General features: G+C 49.4%; 20 protein-coding genes. 13 read left to right on the plus strand and 7 right to left on the minus strand.

The genetic code is table 11. The features are described 5' to 3' along the window. Nucleotides 1–42: 42 nt before the first annotated feature. Nucleotides 43–519 (plus strand): sensor histidine kinase, encoded by a 477-nt coding sequence (locus ASF12_RS15280; RefSeq protein WP_162241898.1) that lies wholly within the window; start codon nt 43–45, stop codon nt 517–519. After that, the gene (locus tag ASF12_RS15285) at nt 516–1,631 is read left to right on the plus strand and encodes a response regulator (protein WP_056036270.1); all 1,116 of its coding nucleotides are present in this window, start codon (nt 516–518) and stop codon (nt 1,629–1,631) included. Before ASF12_RS15280 ends, ASF12_RS15285 begins: the two co-directional genes overlap by 4 nt. A 122-nt stretch (nt 1,632–1,753) precedes the next feature. On the opposite strand, the gene ASF12_RS15290 is transcribed toward ASF12_RS15285, so the two are convergent. Continuing rightward, nucleotides 1,754–2,446, minus strand: coding sequence for an MIP/aquaporin family protein (locus ASF12_RS15290; RefSeq protein ID WP_056036272.1), 693 nt, complete (start codon nt 2,444–2,446; stop codon nt 1,754–1,756). A gap of 211 nt (nt 2,447–2,657) precedes the next feature. Here ASF12_RS15290 and ASF12_RS15295 point away from each other — a divergent pair, with 211 nt between their 5' ends. Continuing rightward, nucleotides 2,658–3,512, plus strand: coding sequence for an alpha/beta fold hydrolase (locus tag ASF12_RS15295; RefSeq protein WP_056036274.1), 855 nt, complete (start codon nt 2,658–2,660; stop codon nt 3,510–3,512). Between the two features lie 132 nt (nt 3,513–3,644). Here the strand turns inward: ASF12_RS15295 and ASF12_RS15300 are convergent, their stop codons facing one another. The 5 genes from ASF12_RS15300 to ASF12_RS15320 form a co-directional block, all read right to left on the minus strand. After that, complete coding sequence (locus ASF12_RS15300; RefSeq protein WP_056036276.1) at nt 3,645–4,451, minus strand: carbohydrate ABC transporter permease; 807 nt, start codon at nt 4,449–4,451, stop codon at nt 3,645–3,647. Further along, the gene (locus ASF12_RS15305) at nt 4,448–5,335 is read right to left on the minus strand and encodes a carbohydrate ABC transporter permease (protein WP_063892567.1); all 888 of its coding nucleotides are present in this window, start codon (nt 5,333–5,335) and stop codon (nt 4,448–4,450) included. The genes ASF12_RS15300 and ASF12_RS15305 overlap by 4 nt, the downstream gene beginning before the upstream one ends. Nucleotides 5,336–5,422: 87 nt before the next feature. Further along, nucleotides 5,423–6,799 (minus strand): ABC transporter substrate-binding protein, encoded by a 1,377-nt coding sequence (locus tag ASF12_RS15310; RefSeq protein ID WP_056036279.1) that lies wholly within the window; start codon nt 6,797–6,799, stop codon nt 5,423–5,425. Between the two features lie 300 nt (nt 6,800–7,099). Beyond that, nucleotides 7,100–8,842: a sensor histidine kinase gene (locus ASF12_RS15315; RefSeq protein ID WP_056036281.1), complete on the minus strand. Its 1,743-nt coding sequence runs from the start codon at nt 8,840–8,842 to the stop codon at nt 7,100–7,102. A 7-nt stretch (nt 8,843–8,849) separates the two neighbouring features. Further along, nucleotides 8,850–10,406: a helix-turn-helix domain-containing protein gene (locus ASF12_RS15320; RefSeq protein WP_056036283.1), complete on the minus strand. Its 1,557-nt coding sequence runs from the start codon at nt 10,404–10,406 to the stop codon at nt 8,850–8,852. Nucleotides 10,407–10,837: 431 nt separating this feature from the next. Between ASF12_RS15320 and ASF12_RS15325 the strand changes: the two genes are divergently transcribed. The 9 genes from ASF12_RS15325 to ASF12_RS15365 all read left to right on the plus strand — a co-directional run bounded on the left by ASF12_RS15325 (nt 10,838) and on the right by ASF12_RS15365 (nt 19,569). Then, nucleotides 10,838–11,518 (plus strand): Crp/Fnr family transcriptional regulator, encoded by a 681-nt coding sequence (locus ASF12_RS15325; protein WP_056036285.1) that lies wholly within the window; start codon nt 10,838–10,840, stop codon nt 11,516–11,518. A gap of 30 nt (nt 11,519–11,548) precedes the next feature. Continuing rightward, nucleotides 11,549–12,388 carry an ABC transporter ATP-binding protein gene (locus ASF12_RS15330; RefSeq protein WP_056036287.1) on the plus strand — a complete coding sequence of 280 codons (840 nt, stop codon included), beginning with the start codon at nt 11,549–11,551 and terminating at the stop codon, nt 12,386–12,388. Nucleotides 12,389–12,392: 4 nt separating this feature from the next. Beyond that, nucleotides 12,393–13,085, plus strand: a complete 693-nt coding sequence (locus ASF12_RS15335; RefSeq protein ID WP_235533173.1) for an ABC transporter permease — start codon at nt 12,393–12,395, stop codon at nt 13,083–13,085. A 27-nt stretch (nt 13,086–13,112) separates the two neighbouring features. Then, complete coding sequence (locus ASF12_RS15340) at nt 13,113–14,159, plus strand: ABC transporter substrate-binding protein (RefSeq protein ID WP_056036289.1); 1,047 nt, start codon at nt 13,113–13,115, stop codon at nt 14,157–14,159. Between the two features lie 25 nt (nt 14,160–14,184). Beyond that, the gene (locus tag ASF12_RS15345) at nt 14,185–15,105 is read left to right on the plus strand and encodes an MBL fold metallo-hydrolase (protein WP_235533174.1); all 921 of its coding nucleotides are present in this window, start codon (nt 14,185–14,187) and stop codon (nt 15,103–15,105) included. A 320-nt stretch (nt 15,106–15,425) separates the two neighbouring features. Beyond that, nucleotides 15,426–16,976 carry an SAM-dependent methyltransferase gene (locus ASF12_RS15350; RefSeq protein WP_056036293.1) on the plus strand — a complete coding sequence of 517 codons (1,551 nt, stop codon included), beginning with the start codon at nt 15,426–15,428 and terminating at the stop codon, nt 16,974–16,976. A gap of 63 nt (nt 16,977–17,039) precedes the next feature. After that, complete coding sequence (locus ASF12_RS15355) at nt 17,040–17,735, plus strand: response regulator transcription factor (RefSeq protein WP_056036296.1); 696 nt, start codon at nt 17,040–17,042, stop codon at nt 17,733–17,735. Continuing rightward, entirely contained in the window at nt 17,728–18,819 is a 1,092-nt protein-coding gene (locus ASF12_RS15360; protein ID WP_056036298.1) for a HAMP domain-containing sensor histidine kinase, read from the plus strand. Before ASF12_RS15355 ends, ASF12_RS15360 begins: the two co-directional genes overlap by 8 nt. 195 nt (nt 18,820–19,014) lie before the next feature. Then, nucleotides 19,015–19,569 carry a VanZ family protein gene (locus tag ASF12_RS15365; RefSeq protein WP_056036299.1) on the plus strand — a complete coding sequence of 185 codons (555 nt, stop codon included), beginning with the start codon at nt 19,015–19,017 and terminating at the stop codon, nt 19,567–19,569. A gap of 74 nt (nt 19,570–19,643) precedes the next feature. Here ASF12_RS15365 and ASF12_RS15370 read toward each other — a convergent pair whose 3' ends face one another. Then, nucleotides 19,644–20,243, minus strand: a complete 600-nt coding sequence (locus ASF12_RS15370) for a TetR/AcrR family transcriptional regulator (protein ID WP_056036301.1) — start codon at nt 20,241–20,243, stop codon at nt 19,644–19,646. A 228-nt stretch (nt 20,244–20,471) separates the two neighbouring features. On the opposite strand from ASF12_RS15370, the gene ASF12_RS15375 reads away from it, so the two are divergent. Beyond that, on the plus strand, nt 20,472–21,992 hold the full coding sequence (locus ASF12_RS15375; protein WP_056037024.1) for a DHA2 family efflux MFS transporter permease subunit: 1,521 nt from the start codon (nt 20,472–20,474) through the stop codon (nt 21,990–21,992). Nucleotides 21,993–22,006 lie beyond the last annotated feature (14 nt).

A 22,006-nucleotide genomic window follows, 5' to 3' on the forward strand; every position in this document is an offset into this window, starting at 1 on the left:
GCCAATAATTTGCTGGAGTGGTTCCGCAGTCAGCGGGAAGATGTGTCCCTCCGGCTACAGCTGCTGGAGCTGTCTGAGGTTGTGGAGGAGTGCATCCATCTGCTGCATATTACAAGCGAGGCCAAGCAAATAAATGTACATCATACCATTGCTGCACAGACTTATGTGTACGCTGATCAGCAGGTGCTTGGCTTAGTTATCCGCAATTTGTTATCCAACGCGATTAAATTTACTGGGGTGGGCGGCTCCGTTCATATTGACGCCCAGCTATCAGAGGACATGGTAATCGTTTCAGTTCACGATAACGGAGTTGGGATGGACGAGAATCAGGTTCACAGGCTGCTTAGTGAGCAGCAGTTGGACGCATTGACGGGTACTTTAGGGGAAAAGGGAGCGGGACTTGGACTGCTTGTAAGCCGGCAATTCGTCAAACTAGGCGGGGGAAATTTATGGGTGGAAAGCAAACTAGGACAAGGTAGCCTATTTCAATTCAGCGTGAGAGGCGGAACAGAGCGATGAAGGTGGTTATCGTTGACGATGAGCCTGCTATGCTGCTTGCTATGAAGCGGTTGTTATCCACTATGGATGACGTGGAGCTTGTTGGAAGCTTCCAGAAGGCAGCTGAGGCGCTGGACTTTGTTCGGGCAAATGACGTGGAGCTGGCGTTTCTAGATATCAAGATAGCGGGGGATGATGGGCTCAAGCTCGCCCACAGCTTGCGTTCCCTTCGTGCTAAGCTGGATATCGTATTTACGACATCCCATTCTGAATATGCCATTCAAGCTTTCGATGTTTATCCGTTGGACTACATGGTTAAGCCGGTTACCCGCAAGCGCTTAGCCCAGACCATTACACAAGCGGCGAGCAGACAGGATGCTTCTTCCCATCCTACGGGGGACCTCTCCTCTAATCGACTAGTGGTTCGTGGTTTAGGGTGTTTCGAGGTGAGCAGCAGGCAAGAAGGTACCGTAAGATGGATTTCTAAAAAAAGCATGGAATTATTCGCCTATTTGCTCATCAACCATGGCCGCAGCACCTCTAAAACCCGTATTTTAGAGGACATTTTCTCAGAAATGCCTCTTAAAAATGCAGAAACGTATCTCCGTACAGCGGCATACCAGCTTAGAAAAGTCTTGTCGCCGCATGGGTTGAAAGAGGTGGTCATTTCAGCGCAAGAGCAGTATCGGATTGACTTGAATCAGGCTGATGTCGATTTTATTCAATTTGAGCAGCAGGCGAAGGCTTTATATGAAATCAATGAATCCAATGCAGCGACAGCTATAGAGCTGGAGAAACAATTTACAGGCGATTTGTTTGATGATAAATCCTTTGAGTGGGCGGCTGTCGAGCGTGAGAGGCTGGCCATTATCTATGATTCCTTGGCGAAGCGTCTCGCAAGCTGGCTGCTGGACCAGAAGCGTTATAGAGAAGCGGCGCAAATAACGAGAAGAATCGTAGCGCGCAATGAATTTGAAGATGAATCAAATCTGCTGCTGCTGAAAATCCTCGTGGCTATGGGAGATCGGCAATCCATAAGCGGCTATTATGAGCACTATACGCAATTGCTGTTTGATGAGCTTGGCCTGCAGCCTTCAGAGGAATTTCTTCAGATTTATAAAATATACCAGTGATCGCCTCCTCCTATATGGAGGGGGTCTTTTTTATAGAAAAATACACATAAAAAAAGGGCTGCTGGAAAACCTCCCAGTAGCCCTTTCCTCCCGAAATCCCTCATAACGAGCTTAAAATCATTTTAGGCTTGCTTCGCCTTGTAGCTGTTCAGCCACTTGTAAGCGGCAACGGCCAGCACCGAGCCGGCAAGCGGGGCAATAAGGAATACCCACACTTGGGATAACGCCTCGCCGCCAAGCAGCAATGCGGGTCCCAAGCTTCTTGCCGGATTGACGGACGTTCCGGTTAAGGCGATGCCAAGAATATGGACAAAAGCGAGCGTCAGCCCGATAACGAGGCCCGTTACATTTCCATTGCCCTCCGTAGAGGTCACTCCCAGTATCGTATAAATAAATACGAAGGTTAAGATGATTTCGACAATAAATGCCATTAGTGCTGAAATTCCGATTCCGTACCCAGGGCCAAAACCGTTCTGGCCGAGCCCTGTCGTAGGCAGGCCTGCGGAGACGATGATGGCGTACAAAACGGCGGAGCCTGCAATAGCGCCAGCGATTTGCGAAACCACGTATCCGATGAAATCCGCCCCCGATAGCTTCCGGCTAATAAGCATGGCGAGTGAAACCGCCGGATTGATATGACACCCCGATATCGGTCCGATGACGTAGGCCATCGCCACAATAGACAGCCCGAATGCCAATGCAATGCCCAAATAGCCAAGCTCAGCTCCCGCTGTAGCCGCACTGCCGCAGCCGAATAGAACAAGGACGAAGGTTCCAATAAATTCGGCTGCATATTTTTTGAATGATGCGTTCATAACTTACCTCCCAAGGATTAAAAATCTTTTTGATTATAAAGGAGGCTTATCTACAAAAACTGAACATGGTGCGGAGAAGCGCTCAATTAGAGGTTATATACAACCAGAGACGGTGCCCAATTTCATTCATGCGATGGATTTAGAAGGATCGACAGTGAAGTAATATGGAATGATCAGCTGAAATGATATGGAATGGAAAGGAACACATGAGATGAAAACCGTTTTAAAACCAGCCTTAATGATTAGCACCATCCTGATTGCACTAATCCTGCTAGCGCTCTTCTTCCCGACATGGACGCCCCGTATAAAAGGCGAGAATAGTATAAGTGTGCTGGAACACGTGGATCTGAACGGTACCAAACAAGAGATTATGATTCGGGGCAACGATCGGAATAATCCGGTTATTTTGAATGTGCATGGAGGGCCAGGTGCTTCGGAAATTCCTTTTGCAAAAAAAATGCAGGATCTACTGGAAACGAAGTTTACCATCGTTAACTACGATCAAAGGGCGAGCGGCAAATCCTATCATTTTTCCGAGGACTATTCTAACCTTTCCTCTGATTTGCTGGTGAAGGATCTGCTCGCGGTAACGGATTACATAGCAAAGCGGCTTGGCAAAGAAAAGATTATCCTGATCGGGCATTCCTACGGCACCTATCTTGCTACGCAAGCTGCTTCCAGAGCTCCTGAAAAGTACGAAGCCTATATCGGAATCGGTCAAATGGGGGATACGGTAGAAAGCGAGATCGACGCTCTGCATTACGTTTTGGAACAGGCTGGGCAAGAAGGAAATGCGGAGGATGCAGCTCAACTGCAGCAATTGCAGGAAGCTATTGAGAATGGTGATGCTCTGACTCCTCGCGACTATGTTAATAAATACGGCGGGGCTTCCAGACTAACCAAAATTCCAGACGCTATGACATCATCCCAAGCAGCTCGGCATTATTTTGACAGCATTGAAGCTGAACACAAGGAATTCCTTCCTTATGCGGAATCGGCGCATTACCCGCAATATGAAGAAAAGGAACGTTTTGTTAAGTGGATGTCGGATACCTTTCTAGATTAGTAAAATAACGAATAGGCTCCCCCTATAGCAGACAAGTTTGTCATAAAACCTGTGCTGTAGGGAGAGCCTATTCACCTTCTCATATTGAAAGCACAATATAGCTGGCTGGCCTTGGTGGCCTTGCTATAACGTTTAGCCTTTGACCGCACCAGCGGTCAGGCCTTTCATGAACGTTTTCGAACCAAGAATAAACAGAATCAGGACGGGAATCGTCGTCATCGTAAGGGCAGTCATTCGCGCTGCGTAATCCGTCCGGTGAACAATACCCAGATTTGAGATAAAGATCGGAAGCGTGTACCACTCGGACTTGTTAATCGTGACGAGCGGCAGCAAATAGTTGTTCCATGACCATAGAAACACCAGCGTTGCCAGCGTCGCCAAGCCCGGTTTCATTATCGGCAGTACAATGCGAATTAAGATACCCGGCTCGGAGCAGCCGTCAATACGCGCGCATTCCAGTAAATCGGTTGGAATCGAATCGCGCATGAACTGGATCATAAAAAATGCACCGAACGGAAATGCCGCCCAGACGAGAATGACCGGCCACAGCGTATTGCCGACACCGAGATGTCTCATTTCAATAATATAACCGATTAATCCGACCTGGGTCGGTACCATCATCGTAATAATAACGAAGGTCTGAAGCAGCTTGCGACCGCGGAATTCAAATTTCGCCACGGCATAGCCGATGAGTGTGCTGGTGAGTGTCGCCAGCAAGACAGAGGCAACGGATACGATCAAGCTGTTTCCGTATACTTTTAGAAAATCGGCCTGCAGGACCGTCTTCAGGTTTTCTCCCAAATAGTTGCCCGGAAGAATCGGAATTCCCTTGAATAAATCCTCGCTGTAATGCGTTCCCATCACGATCATAATATAGAACGGAAAGAGCGAGAGCAGGGAGATGACAATTAGACAAAACCACATGCTGGCTGTTTTCATCGTTTGTCCTCCTTAGGTGCTGTGAGTTTATAGCTAAGAATGGAGAATAATACGATTAGCAGGAACAGCGAGTAGGCAATGGCCGAAGCATAGCCGAAACGTGTATTGGAACCGAATGACTCATCCACAAATTTCCAAATAATAGTGAGGGCTGTGTTATCAGGACCGCCTACCTGTGCGGAGCCCGACCATCCGCCGTAAAGCAGCTTTGGCTCATCGAACAATTGCAATCCATTAATAACGGAGGTGACGACGAGAAATACGATAATATTTCGCAGCAAGGGCATCGTAATTTTGCGGAAGGTATGAAGTCCCGTAGAGCCATCCATCTTGGCCGCTTCGTATACGTCTTGCGGAATGACGGTCATGCCGGCCATGAAAATAATCATAAAATACCCGAGATTGCGCCAAATGACCATTAGAGCAATAATAGCCCGGGAGCCCCATGGGTCTTGAAGCCAGTAAAAACCTTCTTCCAATAGGCTGAATTTCGTAAGGAGCAGGTTCACAAGACCGGTCTGCCAGTCAAACATGTAGGAAAAAATAAAGCCGATGGCTACCGGAGTCGTAATATATGGCAGTACATTAATGGTCTGAAATAATCTCTTGCCGCGCGTCAAATGGAAAGTCCAATACGCCAGCGTGAGCCCTAAAATCAAGGTTACTGGAATAAACATCGCCATCATAATCAGGGTGTTCCACAAGGACTTAATGAACAAAGGGTCATTCGTCCAAAGCTGCACATAGTTTTTAAAGCCGATAAACGTCTTGTCGCCTATGCCGTTCCAGTCATGCAGACTGAGCACGAATGAGTAAAGGACTGGATACAATTGAAACGCCGCATACGTCAGCACGAAAGGCAGGGCGAAAAGATAGGGCCACATGCGTGGCCCCCATCTGCGTTTGCTGGATGCGGCGGAAGTCTTAATTATGCGTTCCGCATTCACGGTCATCCCTCGTTTTCCCAAAATTTACTTGATGGTCGCGTCGGACGCTTTGTTTTTCGTTTCTTGGATGAACTTTTGCAGCGCGGAGTCGGCAGTGACCGATCCATCCTTCATCCATAGCGGGTACAGCGCGTTAAACACAGAGTCTACGACGGAATCGTATTTGGACTGTGCTTCGCCTTTCATATCTGGAACGATATTTTCGACGAAGTATTTCGCAAGATTTTGACCGCCGAAAAATTCATCATAAGGCCCCGGCGCGTCGATGAGAGCTTTTTGGGTTTCATAGAACGACTTGGAGCTGGTCATGTTGCCGAACGTCTTAAAGTTGAAGGCCGAGCCTTCATCGGACAAGTAAGCGTATTGGATAAATGCCCAAGCGGCCTCTTTAACTTTGCTGTCCTTGTAAATGCCGATCGCCGTTCCGCCGCGGGTGAATCCGCCTTCTGGCGCTTTGAGAAGACCCCAGCGTCCCGAACCGTCCGGATCGTTCGCGGATATATGCCATTTGGCTCCCCATGGCGCCATTGGATAGAACATGAACTCGCCTTTCGCCATGGAAGCAGACCAAGCTGGCGTCCACAGTTCATTTTTGCCGATAATGCCAGCGTCACGCATCTCAAACAAGCGGTTCAAAGGCTTTTGCAGCTTGCTCGTCAAATCGATTTCTGTGCCGTTTACGTAGGAAGCAAAATTCTGACCTTTCAAAGCGAGAAAGGCGTCACCCAGACCAGGGAACATGAGCACCTTGTCAGCACTTTTCTCTTTAAGCTCCTTGCCGGCAGCGATGAAATCATCCCAAGTGGAAATCTTTTTCTCTAGCTCAGCTGGATCATCTGTGCCCCAGTATTGCTTCGCCAAATCTCTCCGGTAAGCGAAGCCAGCAGGCGTTAGCGATTGATCAACGGCAATGACTTCGCCCTTGGAATTAGAGACGTAAGGCACAACGTAATCTATAATGGTGCTTTTATCGAAGTTATAAGGCGCCGCTTCCAGATTGTCGAGCACACCAAGGTCAAACAGCTTGCCGCGGTAGGCCGACTCCCCAAGAATGACGTCCGGAACGTCAGAGCCGGAAGCGATACCGCTTTGCAGCTTCTGCAAGTAATCGTTCGGATTAACGACCGTTACTTCGACTTTGATGTTCGGATATTTTTTATTAAATTCTACGATCATGCCCTTCTGAAACGCTTCATCCCAATCCCAGACTTTAACGGTGCCGCTAATCTGTGTTGGATCGGTGCTGGCCGCAGTCGACGCCGCAGGAGCAGCAGTGCCTCCGTTGTTGCCAGTACCGTTGTCTCCAGTGGTGTTGTTGCCGCCGCAGGCTGCGAGCAGCCCAGTCAGCATCAGCACAGATACGAAACCGCCCACCCATTTGGCCTTCTTTTTGATGTTCATGTTGGTGAGTCCCCCTAAAATAATTTTGTAAGTGCTTACACTGCTATCGTAACTCAGGACCCTGTTAGGCGGTAATCAGCCAAAACGGTGATTTCGTATAAAATCCGGTGATCAAGTCGATTTCACCCGCGAAACGGWAGCTTTGCCGCCAGAGGGCAGCGTCAGCCGTTTACGCTTGAAATATAGGAAAGCATATGATTTTTCCATCCTTTCTCTATATTTCTCATATGATTTTTCCATCCTTTCTCTATATTTCTCCGCGAAACGGWAGCTTTGCCGCCARAGGRCRGCGTCAGCCGTTTACGCTTGTTCCATCCAAGGAAGCTTAATTCGTATCAGGGTGCCCTCTCCCCATTCGCTAAATACTTCCAGCCGCGCCGAAGCGCCAAAATGGGTTTGCAGCCGCTCCTGAATGTTGGACAGACCGATTCCCCTCGTACGCTCAGGCTCTTGTCCCACCTGTCCTATTTGCATCCTCCAGCCTTCCTCGGGCACCGTCATGCCTTGCCCGTCGTCCTCCACTTCCAAAACAAGCTGTTCCCCTTCCCGGTAAGCCCGCACAATAATCGTGCCCTCTTCCAGATCCGACGGAATGATGCCGTGCACTATAGCGTTCTCCACGAGCGGCTGAAGCGCCAGCCGGGGAACCGAACGGTCAAGCAGCGTCTCATCCACCTCCCAGACGAGCCGGAATTGGCCGGGGTAACGCGTCTGCTGGATGACCGTATATTTGTCGATAATCCGCTTTTCTTCCGACAACGGCGCGCGCACAGCTCCCTCCCCCGTCTTGATCGTGTTTTGCAAAATAGAGATGAGCGCCTGCGTCACTTCGGCCGCTTCTGCTCCGCGATTGGCATGCGACAAGTAAATGACGGTGTTCAAGGAGTTGTATAGAAAGTGCGGATTGATCTGGGCCATCAATAAATCGATTTGCATTTGCCGTTTCACCGTTTCGTTCTGTACGGCAGTGTCCATCAGGCTTTTCAAGTCTCTAACCATTCGATTGAAGCCTGTTCCCAAAATTTCCAGCTCGTCCCCGCTGCGGATTTGGACGCTTGTCCCGAGATCGCCGACCGCTACGCGCTTCATCGCATTTGTCAGCCGGATCAATGGTCTCATTAGATTGACGATAATAGGAAGCATGACGACGAGCGTTACGATAATGGCGGTAATAATGATGATGATATAGAAAAAGAAAACGCGATTAATTTTCATAAATAATTTGCTCTTAGACAGCAAAGCCGCCTGTTTCCATCCCTGGCTCATCGCATCGTCGGTCAACACGATGGTGCGGGCGTCCTCCGCGAACGGCTGGCCGGAATGCAAGGTGCTCGCCATAAACGCCCGGTCTGCATCCGGCAGCTTCTCATTCGCCTCCAACAGCAAAGCCCCTGAGCCGGTGAACAGCTCGATTTGCTCGAAATCCTGAGCGCTTTGCAAGAAGACGTTGGATAGTTCGGAATAGGCAATATCGATAACAAGATAGCTATCCGCCTCTAAGTCCTGCCCGATCGGACGGTATTTCAGCACGTAACTAAATACTTGGCGGTTGCCGCTAATAAAGAAGAAGGAGTGCGGCTCGCTATAGGCAGCGCGTGTATCTTTCATTTTCACAAACCAGTCCTGCTTCAAGTACTCGGAGAAATATTCCTCATATCCGCTATAATTCGAATAGGTTTCCTCGTTCGGTGCAACGATCACGACATTCAGAATAAAATTGCTGAGCGCCACGAACCGCCCGAGCTTTTCCTGTACGGCCTGCTTGCGAAAATAGTTCACCTCAATATCCTCGCTTGCTGGCGCGTTAATAAGGGCGGTTATCTCCTCGTCGGATACGATGTACTCTGCTGTCTTGACGACCTGCTCCTGAATTTTCTTCAACTGGAACGAAATTTGCGCGAGCTTCGTCCGGCTGTCCTTAATCGATTGCTCGCGAATAATGTCCTTTGCGTAGTCATAGATGAAGAAGCCGCTAAGAATAAGCGAAATGGAGACGACTAGAACGGTGCTGGCGATAATTTTGGTGCGTATCCTCATGCGCATTGCAAGTTCACCTGCGTTTCTCCATATATTCGAGCGGGGTCATGCCCGTCGTCTTGCGAAAGACTTGGCTGAAATACTGCCCATTGCGGAAGCCGACCCGGTCAGCGATTTCATACACCTTGAGATTCCCCTCTTCCAGCAGCTGCTTAGCCTTCTCCATCCGGATTTCTGTAAGCCGGTCGAGTGCCGTCTGGCCCGTCTCCAGCTTGAACAAGTGGCGGAAGTGGTCGCGCGAAATGCCGAGCTGCCTTGCAATCGCATCTGCATCGAGCTCGGGATCGCCGTAATGCCGTTCCATCTGCTCGAGTGCCTGGCGCACTTTACGGGACACCGCGGGCAGCCCGGATGTCGCTTCTGCAAGCGCATTTAACTCCGACAAAAACCAATCGCGAATCCCCGTAAGCGAGGTCCAATCGGCTGTTGTGCCGGGGCCATCTGCCCAAGCTTCTGCTAGAGAAGGCAGTCCGCAAGTGGAGCGATAGCGGTTCAATACGGCGACCAGCTGCCGGCACAGATCGGCGAAGCCAACCGCATCCTTTGCCGCCAAAGCTCGCGCGAACAAAGCCGAAATCTCCCGTGCTGCTGCTTCATATTGGTGGCCCGGCAGCAGTTCTTTCGTCTTCGCCAGGCCTTCTTCCCACTCCAAATGTATGGGGGCGTTCTCTTCTGCACGCGGAAGCTCGTTCAGCCGGAACAGGTGGCTAGGGGCATAGAATATGGCCTGCGACAGCCATTTCAAAGCTTCAGCCAGCTTTGCCGGAACGTCTGCCCGGTTTGGCAAACCGTAGGCCATCGCCATTGATGCAGAGCGGCCCGTCAACTGTTCTATCGTCCGGCGTGCCTCGACCGCCTTCTCCTCCAGCAGCTCTCGCATCTTGCCCTCACCCCTGCTGCTCTTATCCCCGTAAATAAGAACAAAGCAGCTTTCTAGAAAGGGGATCGCCGCTAGCAGGCTGGAATCTCCTGTATCGGGCCACTCTGTCGGCCATTCGGGTTTACCTATAGCCGTGCCGGGCAGCAGCGGAGTAATTCGGGCAGGCTCAAGCACCAGCAGATGAAGCCGGTCGAACGCTTCGCCCACCTCAGCCGTCGCCGTCCTCCACTGTGCGTCCGACAGAGGTCTCCCGCCGAGCCAATCAATGAGCAATCGGCCGCGATCATTTTTTCGGAGCCGCTTATCGCTCTCGATCTCTTCCCTTAAGCCGCCAAGCTCCCGCTTGACCGCTTCCGCATCCATCTCATGCTTAATCCAATAATTCGAGACGCCGAGCTTTAGCGCTTCCTTGGCGTACTCGAATTCCTTGTAGGAGGTGAGCAGCACGATTTTCAGCACCAGTCCCTCTGCCAGCAGCTCCCTGCTAAGCGCCAGCCCATCCTTTCCGGGCATGACGATATCCATAATGATCAGGTCCGGTCGGTGCTCCCGCGCCAATTTTACGACCTGCGACGGCTTATTCGCCGTGCAGACGATCTCATATCCGAGTTGCTGCCACGATATTAAATTTTTCATATGCTCGATCGCCAGCACTTCATCATCCACGAGCATCACTTTAACCCAGTTCATCTTTTCCTTGCCTCCATATTCTTAATACTTAAAATGAAGTTATCATTTTTTTGTGCCATGTAACTAAATACGACTGAGCCTGTCTCTTTCAAATTCTTTCTCTATGTAAAATAATTTCCTGTATGCCCTATTTCATTCATGGAGGGCTCGTAAATGACAGATAAATTAGAGGACTCAAGGTGCTCTTAGAAATAGACTAACTTTCGCCAAGTATACGACGAAAACCTGAATAATTGTATTTTTATATGACTGTTCCTCACTAACGTTGCGATCCAGACCTGATTGTAGACAGCTTTCTCACTCGTGCCGTTTGATACGGCTTATATTTTGTCGGCTAGCCGACTGTTTTTGTTTTGAACCATGGATTATAATTGCAAATACCGATAGGTAAACTTTGAATTCACCAACAGCTAGAGAAGGGTGGAACGACGATGGACCAAGAGGGTATGTCCTCCTATTGGGAAGGAAACGTAACGGATAGCGGTGAAGCCGAGCAACTCACGTTGGCAAAGCTCTTCCAGGAGTTTGGCTCTTCTCGTGTCATGAAGAAGAACTCCTTTATCTTCAGGAGCGAGGAAGAAAGTCAGGATATCTATTTTGTCCAGGACGGACTGGTGAAGATTTCGCAGTTTGCGCAAGAGGGCCAGAGCATCACCTTGTTCCTGAGGCACAAGGGCGAGGTGTTCGGTGCGGCCGAGGTGCTGACGGGGCAGAAGAGACAACGCTATGCGCGATGCATCACGGACAGCTGGATCCTCTCGATTCCGGCTTCCCAATTCACCAGCTTGCTGAAGAGACATCCAGATGCCCTCTATGCGCTAACGGTGGTCAACGCCCGTCGTCTGCTGCAGACACAGCGTTACGTTGAGACGCTCATCTCACGGCCGGTTGCTTGGAGGCTGGCTCAACTACTCATGCAGCTCGGAGTTCGTGTGGGGAAGGAGACGGTCGTCACGCTTTCGCTTACCCATGAGGAGATCTCCTATGTCATCGGCTGCAGCAGGCAGACGGTTACGGAGACATTGGGTCGATGGCGGGAGGAAGGCATCATTCGCTATGAGAGGAAAATGGTTGTCATTCACGATACCGACGAGTTCCAACAGCACTTGTAACGATGTGGAAAGCCATGGGGGGGCGGGAGCATGATCCAGGTAGAGGGAGTAGGTAAGACGTTCGCGCAACGGGGCAGAGCGGGCTATACTGCGTTGAAAGACATTGACTTCAAGATTGGAAAGGGAGAGTTCGTCTCCATCCTCGGTCCTTCCGGCTGCGGCAAGTCCACGCTGCTTAACCTGGTAGCAGGGCTGGAGCGGGCGGATTACGGCCGAGTAGAAGCGAATGGCAAGGAAGTCACGGCCCCAGGGCCTGATCGGATCGTCGTATTCCAAGACCATGCACTGTATCCTTGGCTTACCGTGCTGGAGAACGTCGCATTCGGTCTCAAGCAAAAGGGAATCAAAAAGAAGGAGCGCCGCGAGCGAGCCATGGAGCAGATCCGGGCTGTCCATTTGGGGAAGTTCGCGGACCGCTATCCTCATGAGCTGTCGGGTGGGATGAAGCAGAGGGTGGCAATAGCGCGGGCGCTCGTCATGGACCCAGAGATTCTGCTCATGGATGAGCCGTTTGCTGCACTGGACGAACAGACTAGGCTGCTGCTGCATAAGGAGCTGGAGCAAATATGGCTGAGCACGGGGAAGACCATTCTGTTCATCACGCATAACATCCGGGAGGCGGTCATACTGTCGGACAGAGTGCTCGTCATGTCTACCCGGCCGGGACGGATTAAGAAGGAGTTCCGCGTACAGGCGGCACGGCCGCGGGAGCCTGGCGATTCTCTTCTGCACCATATCGAGAGTCAGATTATGGATACATTGGCCGCTGAACTGGAGAAGGTGGCGAAGGAGGAATATGGCAATGACTACACTCTGGAGAAAAGCCCTCTTTCTCATTCTACTGCTAATAATCTGGGAGACGGCATATAGGACGATGCATTGGGGCTGGCGCTTTCCATCGGCGCTGCAGACGGTGCAGACATTCTACGATGGGATGGCAAATGGGCAGCTACTCGAAGCGACGCTTAGCAGCTTGAGGCGAATCCTCATCGCGTTCGTCCTCTCGTGCGGCATCGGCATGACACTCGGCGTCTTGTTCGCTCGGAGCCGGCTGCTGGACGAGACGTTCGGCTTTGTCGTCGTCGCTTTGCAGACGGTGCCGAGCATCGCTTGGTTACCTTTCGCTATCATATGGTTCGGGCTGAACGACTTCGCCGTATTGTTCATCACGACGATTGGGGCGACGTGGACGATGACGATTGCGAGTCGGAGTGGGATCAAGAACATTCCTTCAATCTATCTGAAGTCGGCGCAGATGTTTGGAACAGGTCGCGGGTTCCGACTCTTTTACCAAGTGATGATTCCCGCGGCTATACCACAGCTCATTACGGGCATGCGTATGGCCTGGGCGTTCGCCTGGCGGGCACTCGTCTCCGGTGAGCTCATTGCGCGCGGCATCGGCTTGGGGCAGCTGTTGGAGGAGGGGCGAAGCCTCGGCGACACCTCTCTTATGCTCTGCATCGTACTCGTGATCGCGATTCTCGGTACGATCTCCGACCACCTCGTCTTCAAGCGCATAGAGGAGCGGATCTGGACCCAGTACGGTCTGAATACGGCCAAAACGTAAGCTTAACTAGGAAAAGGGGAATGATGCATGTTTAGAAAAGCGGCTTATTCGAGTCTTATGATCGTCTTGATTCTGACTCTGCTTTCCGGCTGCGGGACCTCTGGCTCGGGAAGCAATGGAAGCTCCAAATCGGTCGACCCCATTACGGTGCGGATCGGCTTGCTCAAGAACGTGACCCATGCTCCGGCTTTCGTAGCGATCAAGAAGGGCTATTTGCAAGACCGTCTCGGCGCTAATGTGAAGATCGAGGTACAGGGTTTTAACAACGGCTCCGACTTCTCGACTGCAATGGCGACAGGCCAGATTGACATCGGGTACGTCGGGCCAAGCCCGATAATCAACCAATATGTAAGGAGCAAGAACATCAAGATTCTGTCAGGAGCGAACAACGGCGGCGCCGTGCTAGTGACGAGGAAGGGCTCGGGCGTGACGAGCGTCAAGGACTTGTCGGGCAAGCTGGTCGCTATCCCGACAAAGGGGAGCACGAATGAGATCTCTCTGCGTCTGCTTCTTCAGGAGCAGGGCCTGAAGGTGTCCACGGATAAGAGCGGAGTTCAGCTTATTGCGATGGCTCCGGCAGATACGCTGACGGCCATGAAGCAAGGCCAGGTAGACGCGGCGCTATTGCCGGAGCCATGGGGGACGCTGATCGCGAATGAAGGCATCGGTAATATCGCCGTCGATTGGGATCAAATTCCGCCGAACAAGGGGAATTATCCACTTACGATTATCGTAACTAGTGACGACTTCCTGAAGGATCATCGGAATTTGGCCAAATCCGTTCTTCTGGCCAACGAGGACGCAATTAAGTTTATCAAGGAAAGTCCCAGCGACACGTATTCTCTCGTTAGCGATGAGTTGAAGGAACTGACGGGCAAGGGCTTGGATGCCGAATTGATCAAGGCCACACTGTCTCATCTAAATCTGACGATGAACATCGACCAAGATTCCTTGAAGCTAATGGCGCAGGTAGCCGTCGATGCCGGCTATATCAAGGGAGTCGGAGCAGATGGCCTGGATCTGGCAGGCTTGTACGATCTGTCGCTGCTGAAGGAGATACAGGAAGGCAAATAAAACGAAGATGAGAGGGCTGACAGCGATGTATATCCAGCCACAAATGAATTTGAGGCCAGACTACCACCCAGATCTGACCGTCGTTCTGCTCGGGACAGGTTCTCCCCGTGCCTTCTATGGGCGAGCGAAGCCCGGAGCAGCGGTGCTCGCGGGAGACAAGACGTTCCTCGTTGATTGCGGGGGCTCTACGGTGGACCAACTAATCAAAGCGGGCATCATGCCTCAACGGATATCCGATGTCCTGTTTACCCATCACCATTACGATCATAACGGAGGATTTTTCGACGTGTTCATCACGAGTTGGCGCACGCATATTACCGCAGAACGTGTCTTCGAAGGTCGTTCAGTGCCTATGCAAGTGTACGGACCAGAGACGACGAAGGCGATCATTGGTAAAATGCGGGAGTCCTTCGAGTTCGACGTCAAGCTCCGAATTAGTTACAATCTGTCGGATGAAGCGGGCTCGCTAATCGAATATACGGAATGCAACGAGGGTGTTATCTACGACAAGGAGGGCATCCGAATTACCGCCTTCGAAGTGGACCATCGCCCTGTCTATCCGGCTATCGCCTACAAGTTCGAGTATAACGGCAAGACGGTCGTTATATCAGGCGATACGATTCCGGTGGCCAATATGGAGAAACAAGCGACTGGGGCAGATCTGCTCGTTCACGAAGCGTACAACAAGTCATGGCTTGACGCCCTGATCGCGCAATACCCGAATCACGAGAAGGCGCTGTCAAACCCTGCGAAGTATCATACGACGACGCTGGAAGCGGCTGCAATCGCGCAACGGGCGGGAGTCAAGCATCTCGTGCTCACGCATCATATTCCCGCACCAGCGGTGAATCCAGAGGCCGAGCAAGCGTATATCGAGGGGATGGCTGGAATTTACGCCGGCCCGATCACAGTAGGTCGCGACCTGATGGTCTTCGACTTAAAGTAGCTGACAGGGCACCCCTTCCGGGTGCCCTTCTATATTGTTTTAAGTGACATACATGTCAAGAAGTATAAAGGGACGATGTATCTGAAAATTAAAGATTTAAAGAAAGTCGGACTTATTGAATCAGATTAAGTAATTCTATTTCATTAATTATTAGGGCGCCGATTTGGGCGTCCTTTTTTGTATGGCAGTCGGACTCTTGACGGTTGAAACGGCGTATTTGATTGGGATGTGCTATCATAAAAAGGGATATTATGAAAATAAGTAATGTGCAGGCGGGCAAGATGGCATGCAATCACTTTCAGAAGGCAGGATTCGTTTAAATGACTGTTAATCATACACAACGCTATCGTTTTAGTGAAGCGCCTATATGGCATATTCAAAGGGAATATTTTGAAGAAGAAGGCATGAAGGCTTGGAACAATGATCAAGTCCCTCAATATATAACGAGTAATCCTATGATTGCGGCGGCCTATGCCGAGATGATATTCGGACTCCTCCAAGATCGGGCAAATAAGGGAAACGGCTCAGAGCCTGTGTTTATTGTAGAGCTCGGGGCGGGAGCAGGCCGTCTCGCCTATCATGTGCTGCATGAGCTATGCCAGCTGAGAGACTATGCGGGGATATCACTCCCCCCTTTCCGCTATATTATGACCGATTTGGCTATGAAAAATGTTCTAGCCTGGCAGCAGCATCCTGCCCTGCAAGCTTTTATCGCTGAAGGCTTGCTTGATTTTGCACGATTTGATGCGGTTCATGATACGGCATTAAGCCTCGCCCAGTCAGACACAATCATTAGAGAACAGGACTTAGAGCAACCATTAGTCATTGTCGCCAACTATTTTTTTGACAGCATTCCACAAGAATTAATCTATGTAGGCGACGGGCAAATTTATGAAGCGGATGTTTTTGTCGAATATCCTGAAAATCGGGATGCCCTTAAACCAGCCGAACTATTAGATCAAATCGCTTTGTATTATGAGCACAGGCGGGCACCCGAGTATGAGCAAGACGACTATCCTTACCGTGATGTCATTGCCGTATATCAGGAACAGCTGGAGGATTCGCATATATTATTTCCTGCCGCGGGTTTAACCTGCTTGGAGCGCTTGAATCGGTTGTCCCAGGCAGGCTTTCTATTAATAACTGCTGACAAGGGCGACCACCTGCTCGATAACTGGAAATTTGCCGAGCCGCCGGAGCTGTTTCTGCATGGCAGCTTCTCCTTAACCGCCAACTACCATGCGATTCAGCATGTGTTTGAGCAAAGAGGAGCCCAGGCGTTATTTCCCCCGCATCATTATAAAAATATAAATGTCGGCTGCATTCTCCATTTGGATCAACCGATGGCCTACTCAAATACGAGACTAGCTTACCGCCGATTTGTCGAGCGCTTTGGCCCGGACGAGTTTTTCAGCATGAAAATGTGGGTTGACCGCCATCTTGCCAGCATGGAGCTGCAACCATTATTGAGCTTTTGGCGTTTGGGTGGATATGATGCGGAGTTTTTCATTCAGAGCACGAAGCAAATAGCCAGCCTGCTGCCGGATGCGAATGATGAAGAAATGCAGGACCTGCTAAGAGGCATTCAGCTAATGTGGTCGTCGTATTACGTCATGGAGCAGCGCTATGACTTGGCACTAGATGCTGGCTTGCTGCTGTTTGAGATGGAAATGTACGAGGAGTCCAAGCATTTTCTAGAAATATCGGTGCAGCAAGAACAAGATGAGGTCGTTTCAACCGTATTTTATTGTCTCGCTATTAGCTGCTTTGAGCTGGAGTTGGACGAGCAGGCATTGAGCTATATTCAGCAATTTCTGGAGCTGGAGCCGGGTCATGAAGAGGCATTGGCTTTGTTAAGCCGATTTGAGTAAAAAGCGTATGGCTTCACTTGTTGTTCATTACTTTTAGGCATAGACAGTTAGTGGTGACTGGATTTGAGGCGTATTACGATTTTGGTCGCAGACGATGAGGTGGAGATCGCGGATCTGGTCGCCTTGCACCTGCAAAAGGAAGGTTATTACATTATAAAAGCAGCCGACGGGAAGGCAGCCATGCAAGCTGTGCAATCGCAAACGATCGATTTGGCTATTTTGGATATTATGATGCCGGAAATGGACGGGTACGAGGTCACACGTAAAATTCGGGAGCAATACCATCTGCCGATTATTTTCTTAAGTGCCAAAACCTCGGACCTCGATAAAATCACAGGGCTGGTTATGGGCGCTGACGATTACATGACCAAGCCCTTCAATCCAATGGAGCTGGTGGCACGTGTCAATTCGCAGCTTCGCCGGTCGCTGCAATTCAATCAGCCAGCCGTCATGAATAAAGCGGTGCTGGAGCTAGGCGGACTCGTGATTTCACCCGATCAGCATAAAATCACCTTGTACGGCGAGGACGTCGAATTAACGCCGAAGGAGTTCGACATTCTTTATTTGCTGGCGAGCCACCCGAAACAGGTGTTTAGCGCGGAAAGCATTTTTAAACAGGTATGGGGCGAAGCCTACTATGAGAGCGGCAATACGGTGATGGTCCATATCCGTACACTGCGCAAAAAACTGGGAGAAGATACGACCAAGCGTAAATTCATCAAGACGATCTGGGGCGTGGGGTACACGTTTAATGATTAAAAGCAGACGAAGCTTTCGGACTACGATGATTATGCTGCTGGGCTTAAGCATGCTTTTGTCCGGTGCGATTACGTATGGCATTTATAAAATGCTGCAGCTCTATTACGTCGACGTTCGCGAGGGCGATCGATTGGCTCTGTACCGGAGGATGATGAGGGAGGTCGGGGACATTTATGTGTTCCTCATTCTTTTTATCCCGCTGGCTATTGTTTTTTTCTTCTGGTTTACGAAGCGTTATGGGACGTATTTCAATGAAATTTCCAAAGGAATCCGCCATCTGGCTAATGGGGAATTTGATAATCGGGTACATATTTCCTCAAACGATGAGTTTAACAGCATTGCGGAGGATTTGAATTTGGCCAGCGAAAAGCTGCAAGCGGCGGTCGAAAAAGGGGATTTTGCCGAAAATAGCAAGGATCAGCTGGTTGTGAATTTGGCCCATGATCTACGCACGCCGCTTACCTCGATATTGGGGTATTTGGATTTGATCGTGAAGGACAATCAGCTAACCGATGAGCAGATCAAGCATTACACTACGATTGCCTTCAATAAATCACAGCGTCTGGAGAAGCTGATTGATGGACTATTCGATATTACCCGCATGAACTATGGCAAGCTGCCGGTTCAGAAAGAGCACATTGATCTCAGCGAGCTGCTCAGGCAGCTGAATGAGGAGCTATATCCTGTTTTTGAGAAAAATCGTGTAATTTCCCGAATCGATGTGGCTCCCGAGCTTTATATTTATGGTGACGGGGAGCTGCTGGCCCGTGTATTCGAGAACTTGTTGACGAATGCGGCCAGGCATGGCAAAGAAGGCTTATATGTAGATATGAATGGGCATATCGATACCGGGCATGTGGTCATTCAAGTCGTCAATTATGGAGGGGAGATTCCGCCAGAAGATTTGCCGCATATTTTCGAAATGTATTATACGGGCGACCGCTCACGGGCGCATCAAGAGGGCGGCACGGGCTTAGGCCTGTTCATTGCCAGAAATATTGTAGAGCAGCATGAGGGAACTCTTAAGGCCGAGAGCAATGTGGTGCGGACGGTATTTGAAGTGCGATTGCCTGTGCGCTCATAATTTAAGAAAAACTTTAAATTTGCCCCACTTTTTTTTAACTAGTTTTCTCTATCCTAGAAGTATAAGGCAAGAGGAGGACGCGTTAATGACGAGGTGGGGCATTTTTATATGCTTGGTTCTGCTGGGCTATGCAGCGACGGACAGAGAGCTTTATAAATAGAACGGCGAGATTGTGACGGTGAAGGAGGAAGCCATTTGGAACAGACGGCAAATAAGACAAATAAGTGGGAACTTTTTATAGGAGCGGCGTTTATCGTATATCTGTTTTTATTATTTAAAATCATTTTGCTCAAATGGAACTTCATTAGTCTCGATGCTTTATGGTATCATTTCAAAACGTTTCTGCACCACCCGTACCTCATTTACGAGCGCCAAGCGAACTTCAAGCTATTCGATGAGATTTCAAGAGATATAGGAGATATAAATGGATTATCGATTTCAGGCTCTATTTTATTTTCGAATCTAATTGGCAATACGCTGGCCTTTATTCCGCTTGGTATTTTTATGGCGGAGCTCATCCAATCTAAAAGGGCATTATGTATAAAAGTAGTGATGCTTTCCTTTCTGCTAAGCTTATTTTTCGAATCGACTCAATTTTTTCTAGGCATCGGCATCTTTGATGTGGACGACTTGCTGTTAAACACGGTTGGCGGCATGATGGGGTACATTGCTTGGAAAATAGTCAAGGTTGGCGTGAAAGTGCTCCAGCCCACAACGGCGAGAGGAATAAAGAGAACTTCTCATACATGAGTTTGAAGGCCGGGAACCTAGTGAGGGTTCCCGGCCTTTCTCGCGTCTTATCTGAATGAATAAGGATTGGTGTTCTACGAGCTGTCTGCATTAGATTTGAATGGCACCATAAGCAAAAGCTGTTTGGCAAGGAAGGCAGGCGTATAGGGCATATCGTTGCGCAGCCATATAACGATCGTGCCAAGAAAGGCAGAGGAGCCATACCAGGCTGCAATATCATTCGGAATTTGGGGCGTGATGGTTTTGGATGAGGCATTATGATTGCCAATTTTACTTTTAATAAATTCCATCATCAGCACAGAAAGGCGCTCCGTGAATATGGGCAGACGTCTGGAGCCGAGCATGATTTTGTAAGACGCTGAATGATCGGCAAAATGCTGAATAAGCCTGACCAGCTCGGGCCATTCATCCTTAGCGGTACTGGATTGATCGGCCACATCTTCTAGCAGCTTTCGAATGTGCGTGGTCATGTTGTCCGCCATCTGATTCAACATATCCGGGATATCCCTGTAATGAAGATAGAAGGTAACCCGATTGATGGTCGCCCGCTCCGCGAGTCGATTCACCGTGATTTTCTCTAAATCATACTCTTGAATTAACTGGAGAAAAGCATCTCGAATCAGTTGGCGTGTGCGTATAACGCGCGGATCCATTTTTGAAGATTTTGTTGTCATGCGAATACCGGTCCTTTCTACTTTCAGAATAATCGTCTATACGACAGGATGGAATGAATTTGTAGATTATTACGAAGTAAAACTACATATCGTACATATTTGTAAACTATTAAACAGTATTGAAAAAGGTGTCGCTTGTAATCATAAAACGAGACGCCTATAATCTTTTACATTAAGTAAATTATACTACAGACTGTCAATTAGTTGAAGTCGAAAGGATTGAGTAAGATTAGTACAAACACTGTTTTTGACAGCAGCTCAATTAAGAAAGGTCCCTTGTTGTTTGTTTTAATCGTAGGGGCATTTGTCGCGGTATTGAATCAGACCATTATGAGTGTCGCGCTTCCCCATCTAATGGTCGAATTTTCGATTGAGGCTTCCGTCGCTCAATGGCTCACCACCGGGTATATGCTGGTAAATGGCGTTCTCATTCCGATTACGGCCTATCTTATGCAGCGTTTTACGACACGCGAGCTTTTTCAATCAGCCATGGTTATCTTTCTCGGAGGAACCATATTGGCGGCGATGGCGAATTCATTTGAAATATTGCTCGTTGGACGGCTCATTCAAGCGGCTGGCGCCGGCATTATTATGCCGTTATTGATGAATGTCATTCTTACCATCTTCCCTCCGGACAAACGCGGGGTTGCCATGGGAGTCGTTGGTTTAGCGATTGTTTTTGCACCTGCTGTTGGACCTGCTATCACGGGTTATGTCATGGAGGAATACAGCTGGCGCACGATGTTCCAAGCGATTATTCCTGTTGCTGCTTTGGTCATTATTCTTGCTCATTTTTATTTGAAAAATGTAGCTGAACGATTGTTCCCTAAGCTCGACGTATGGGGAATGATCTTCTCGACCATCGGTTTTGGTATGGTCATTTATGGATTCAGTAAGGCGGGCAGCCTAGGCTGGTCCAACACAGAAGTTGTAGTTTCACTTACAGTGGGTATTGTTTCCTTGGCCGTGTTTACGTGGCAGCAGCTGCGAGCCAAAAGTCCGCTGCTGGATCTCAGAGCGTTCAAATATAATATGTTTTCTTTAACGACCATTATTAATATCGCCGTCACTATGGTGATGTATGCTGATATGATGCTGCTTCCTCTCTATTTGCAAAATGCACGCGGATATACGGCATTGGAGTCGGGCATGCTTATGCTGCCGGGAGCCCTGCTTATGGCTCTCATGATGCCAGTGTCCGGGAAGCTATTTGACCGCTTTGGTGCAAAGTGGTTGTCGATCGTGGGTATGATTATAACAATCGGGACTACGATTGGATTTGTGAATTTGACGGACTCCACCAGCTATAACTACTTGCTGCTGATGTCTACGGGACGACGGATCGGTATGGCTCTCTTCCTAATGCCAATTACTACTGCGGGTCTGAATCAGCTTCCAGCGAGACTGAATGCGCACGGAACAGCTATCTCTAATACGATTAAGCAAGTGGCTGGCGCGATTGGTACCTCCTTGCTCGTAACCGTCATGACGTCGAGCACCAAAACCCATCTGACGGATACGATGGTGACTAGCGGCACACAGACGGCTTCCAAGGAAATGATGGTACATGCGAACATTCAAGGTATTAATGATGCTTATCTTGTTATTGTTGGAATTGGCGTTATTGGACTTGTGCTTTCTTTCTTTATAAAAAGTGTCAAGCAAGGTGAAGAGGAAGGCGTTAAAATGCCTGCAAGCAATAAAGTGCCAGCTGGAATCGGGCATGCTAAAAAATTAAAAAACAGCTAATAAAAGAGATGCTC

The sequence above is a fragment of the Paenibacillus sp. Leaf72 genome (assembly GCF_001422685.1).
GTDB lineage: Bacteria > Bacillota > Bacilli > Paenibacillales > Paenibacillaceae > Pristimantibacillus.

What these genes read in the sequence shown, in the direction of transcription:
- ASF12_RS15350 (WP_056036293.1), top strand. Translation starts at nt 15,426, where the DNA reads ATGACTGTTAATCATACACAACGCTATCGTTTTAGTGAAGCGCCTATA.
- ASF12_RS15300 (WP_056036276.1), bottom strand. Translation starts at nt 4,451, where the DNA reads ATGAAAACAGCCAGCATGTGGTTTTGTCTAATTGTCATCTCCCTGCTC.
- ASF12_RS15335 (WP_235533173.1), top strand. Translation starts at nt 12,393, where the DNA reads ATGCATTGGGGCTGGCGCTTTCCATCGGCGCTGCAGACGGTGCAGACA.
- ASF12_RS15305 (WP_063892567.1), bottom strand. Translation starts at nt 5,335, where the DNA reads ATGTGGCCCTATCTTTTCGCCCTGCCTTTCGTGCTGACGTATGCGGCG.
- ASF12_RS15330 (WP_056036287.1), top strand. Translation starts at nt 11,549, where the DNA reads ATGATCCAGGTAGAGGGAGTAGGTAAGACGTTCGCGCAACGGGGCAGA.
- ASF12_RS15370 (WP_056036301.1), bottom strand. Translation starts at nt 20,243, where the DNA reads ATGACAACAAAATCTTCAAAAATGGATCCGCGCGTTATACGCACACGC.
- ASF12_RS15325 (WP_056036285.1), top strand. Translation starts at nt 10,838, where the DNA reads ATGGACCAAGAGGGTATGTCCTCCTATTGGGAAGGAAACGTAACGGAT.
- ASF12_RS15320 (WP_056036283.1), bottom strand. Translation starts at nt 10,406, where the DNA reads ATGAACTGGGTTAAAGTGATGCTCGTGGATGATGAAGTGCTGGCGATC.
- ASF12_RS15345 (WP_235533174.1), top strand. Translation starts at nt 14,185, where the DNA reads ATGTATATCCAGCCACAAATGAATTTGAGGCCAGACTACCACCCAGAT.
- ASF12_RS15290 (WP_056036272.1), bottom strand. Translation starts at nt 2,446, where the DNA reads ATGAACGCATCATTCAAAAAATATGCAGCCGAATTTATTGGAACCTTC.
- ASF12_RS15295 (WP_056036274.1), top strand. Translation starts at nt 2,658, where the DNA reads ATGAAAACCGTTTTAAAACCAGCCTTAATGATTAGCACCATCCTGATT.
- ASF12_RS15360 (WP_056036298.1), top strand. Translation starts at nt 17,728, where the DNA reads ATGATTAAAAGCAGACGAAGCTTTCGGACTACGATGATTATGCTGCTG.
- ASF12_RS15340 (WP_056036289.1), top strand. Translation starts at nt 13,113, where the DNA reads ATGTTTAGAAAAGCGGCTTATTCGAGTCTTATGATCGTCTTGATTCTG.
- ASF12_RS15315 (WP_056036281.1), bottom strand. Translation starts at nt 8,842, where the DNA reads ATGCGCATGAGGATACGCACCAAAATTATCGCCAGCACCGTTCTAGTC.
- ASF12_RS15285 (WP_056036270.1), top strand. Translation starts at nt 516, where the DNA reads ATGAAGGTGGTTATCGTTGACGATGAGCCTGCTATGCTGCTTGCTATG.
- ASF12_RS15310 (WP_056036279.1), bottom strand. Translation starts at nt 6,799, where the DNA reads ATGAACATCAAAAAGAAGGCCAAATGGGTGGGCGGTTTCGTATCTGTG.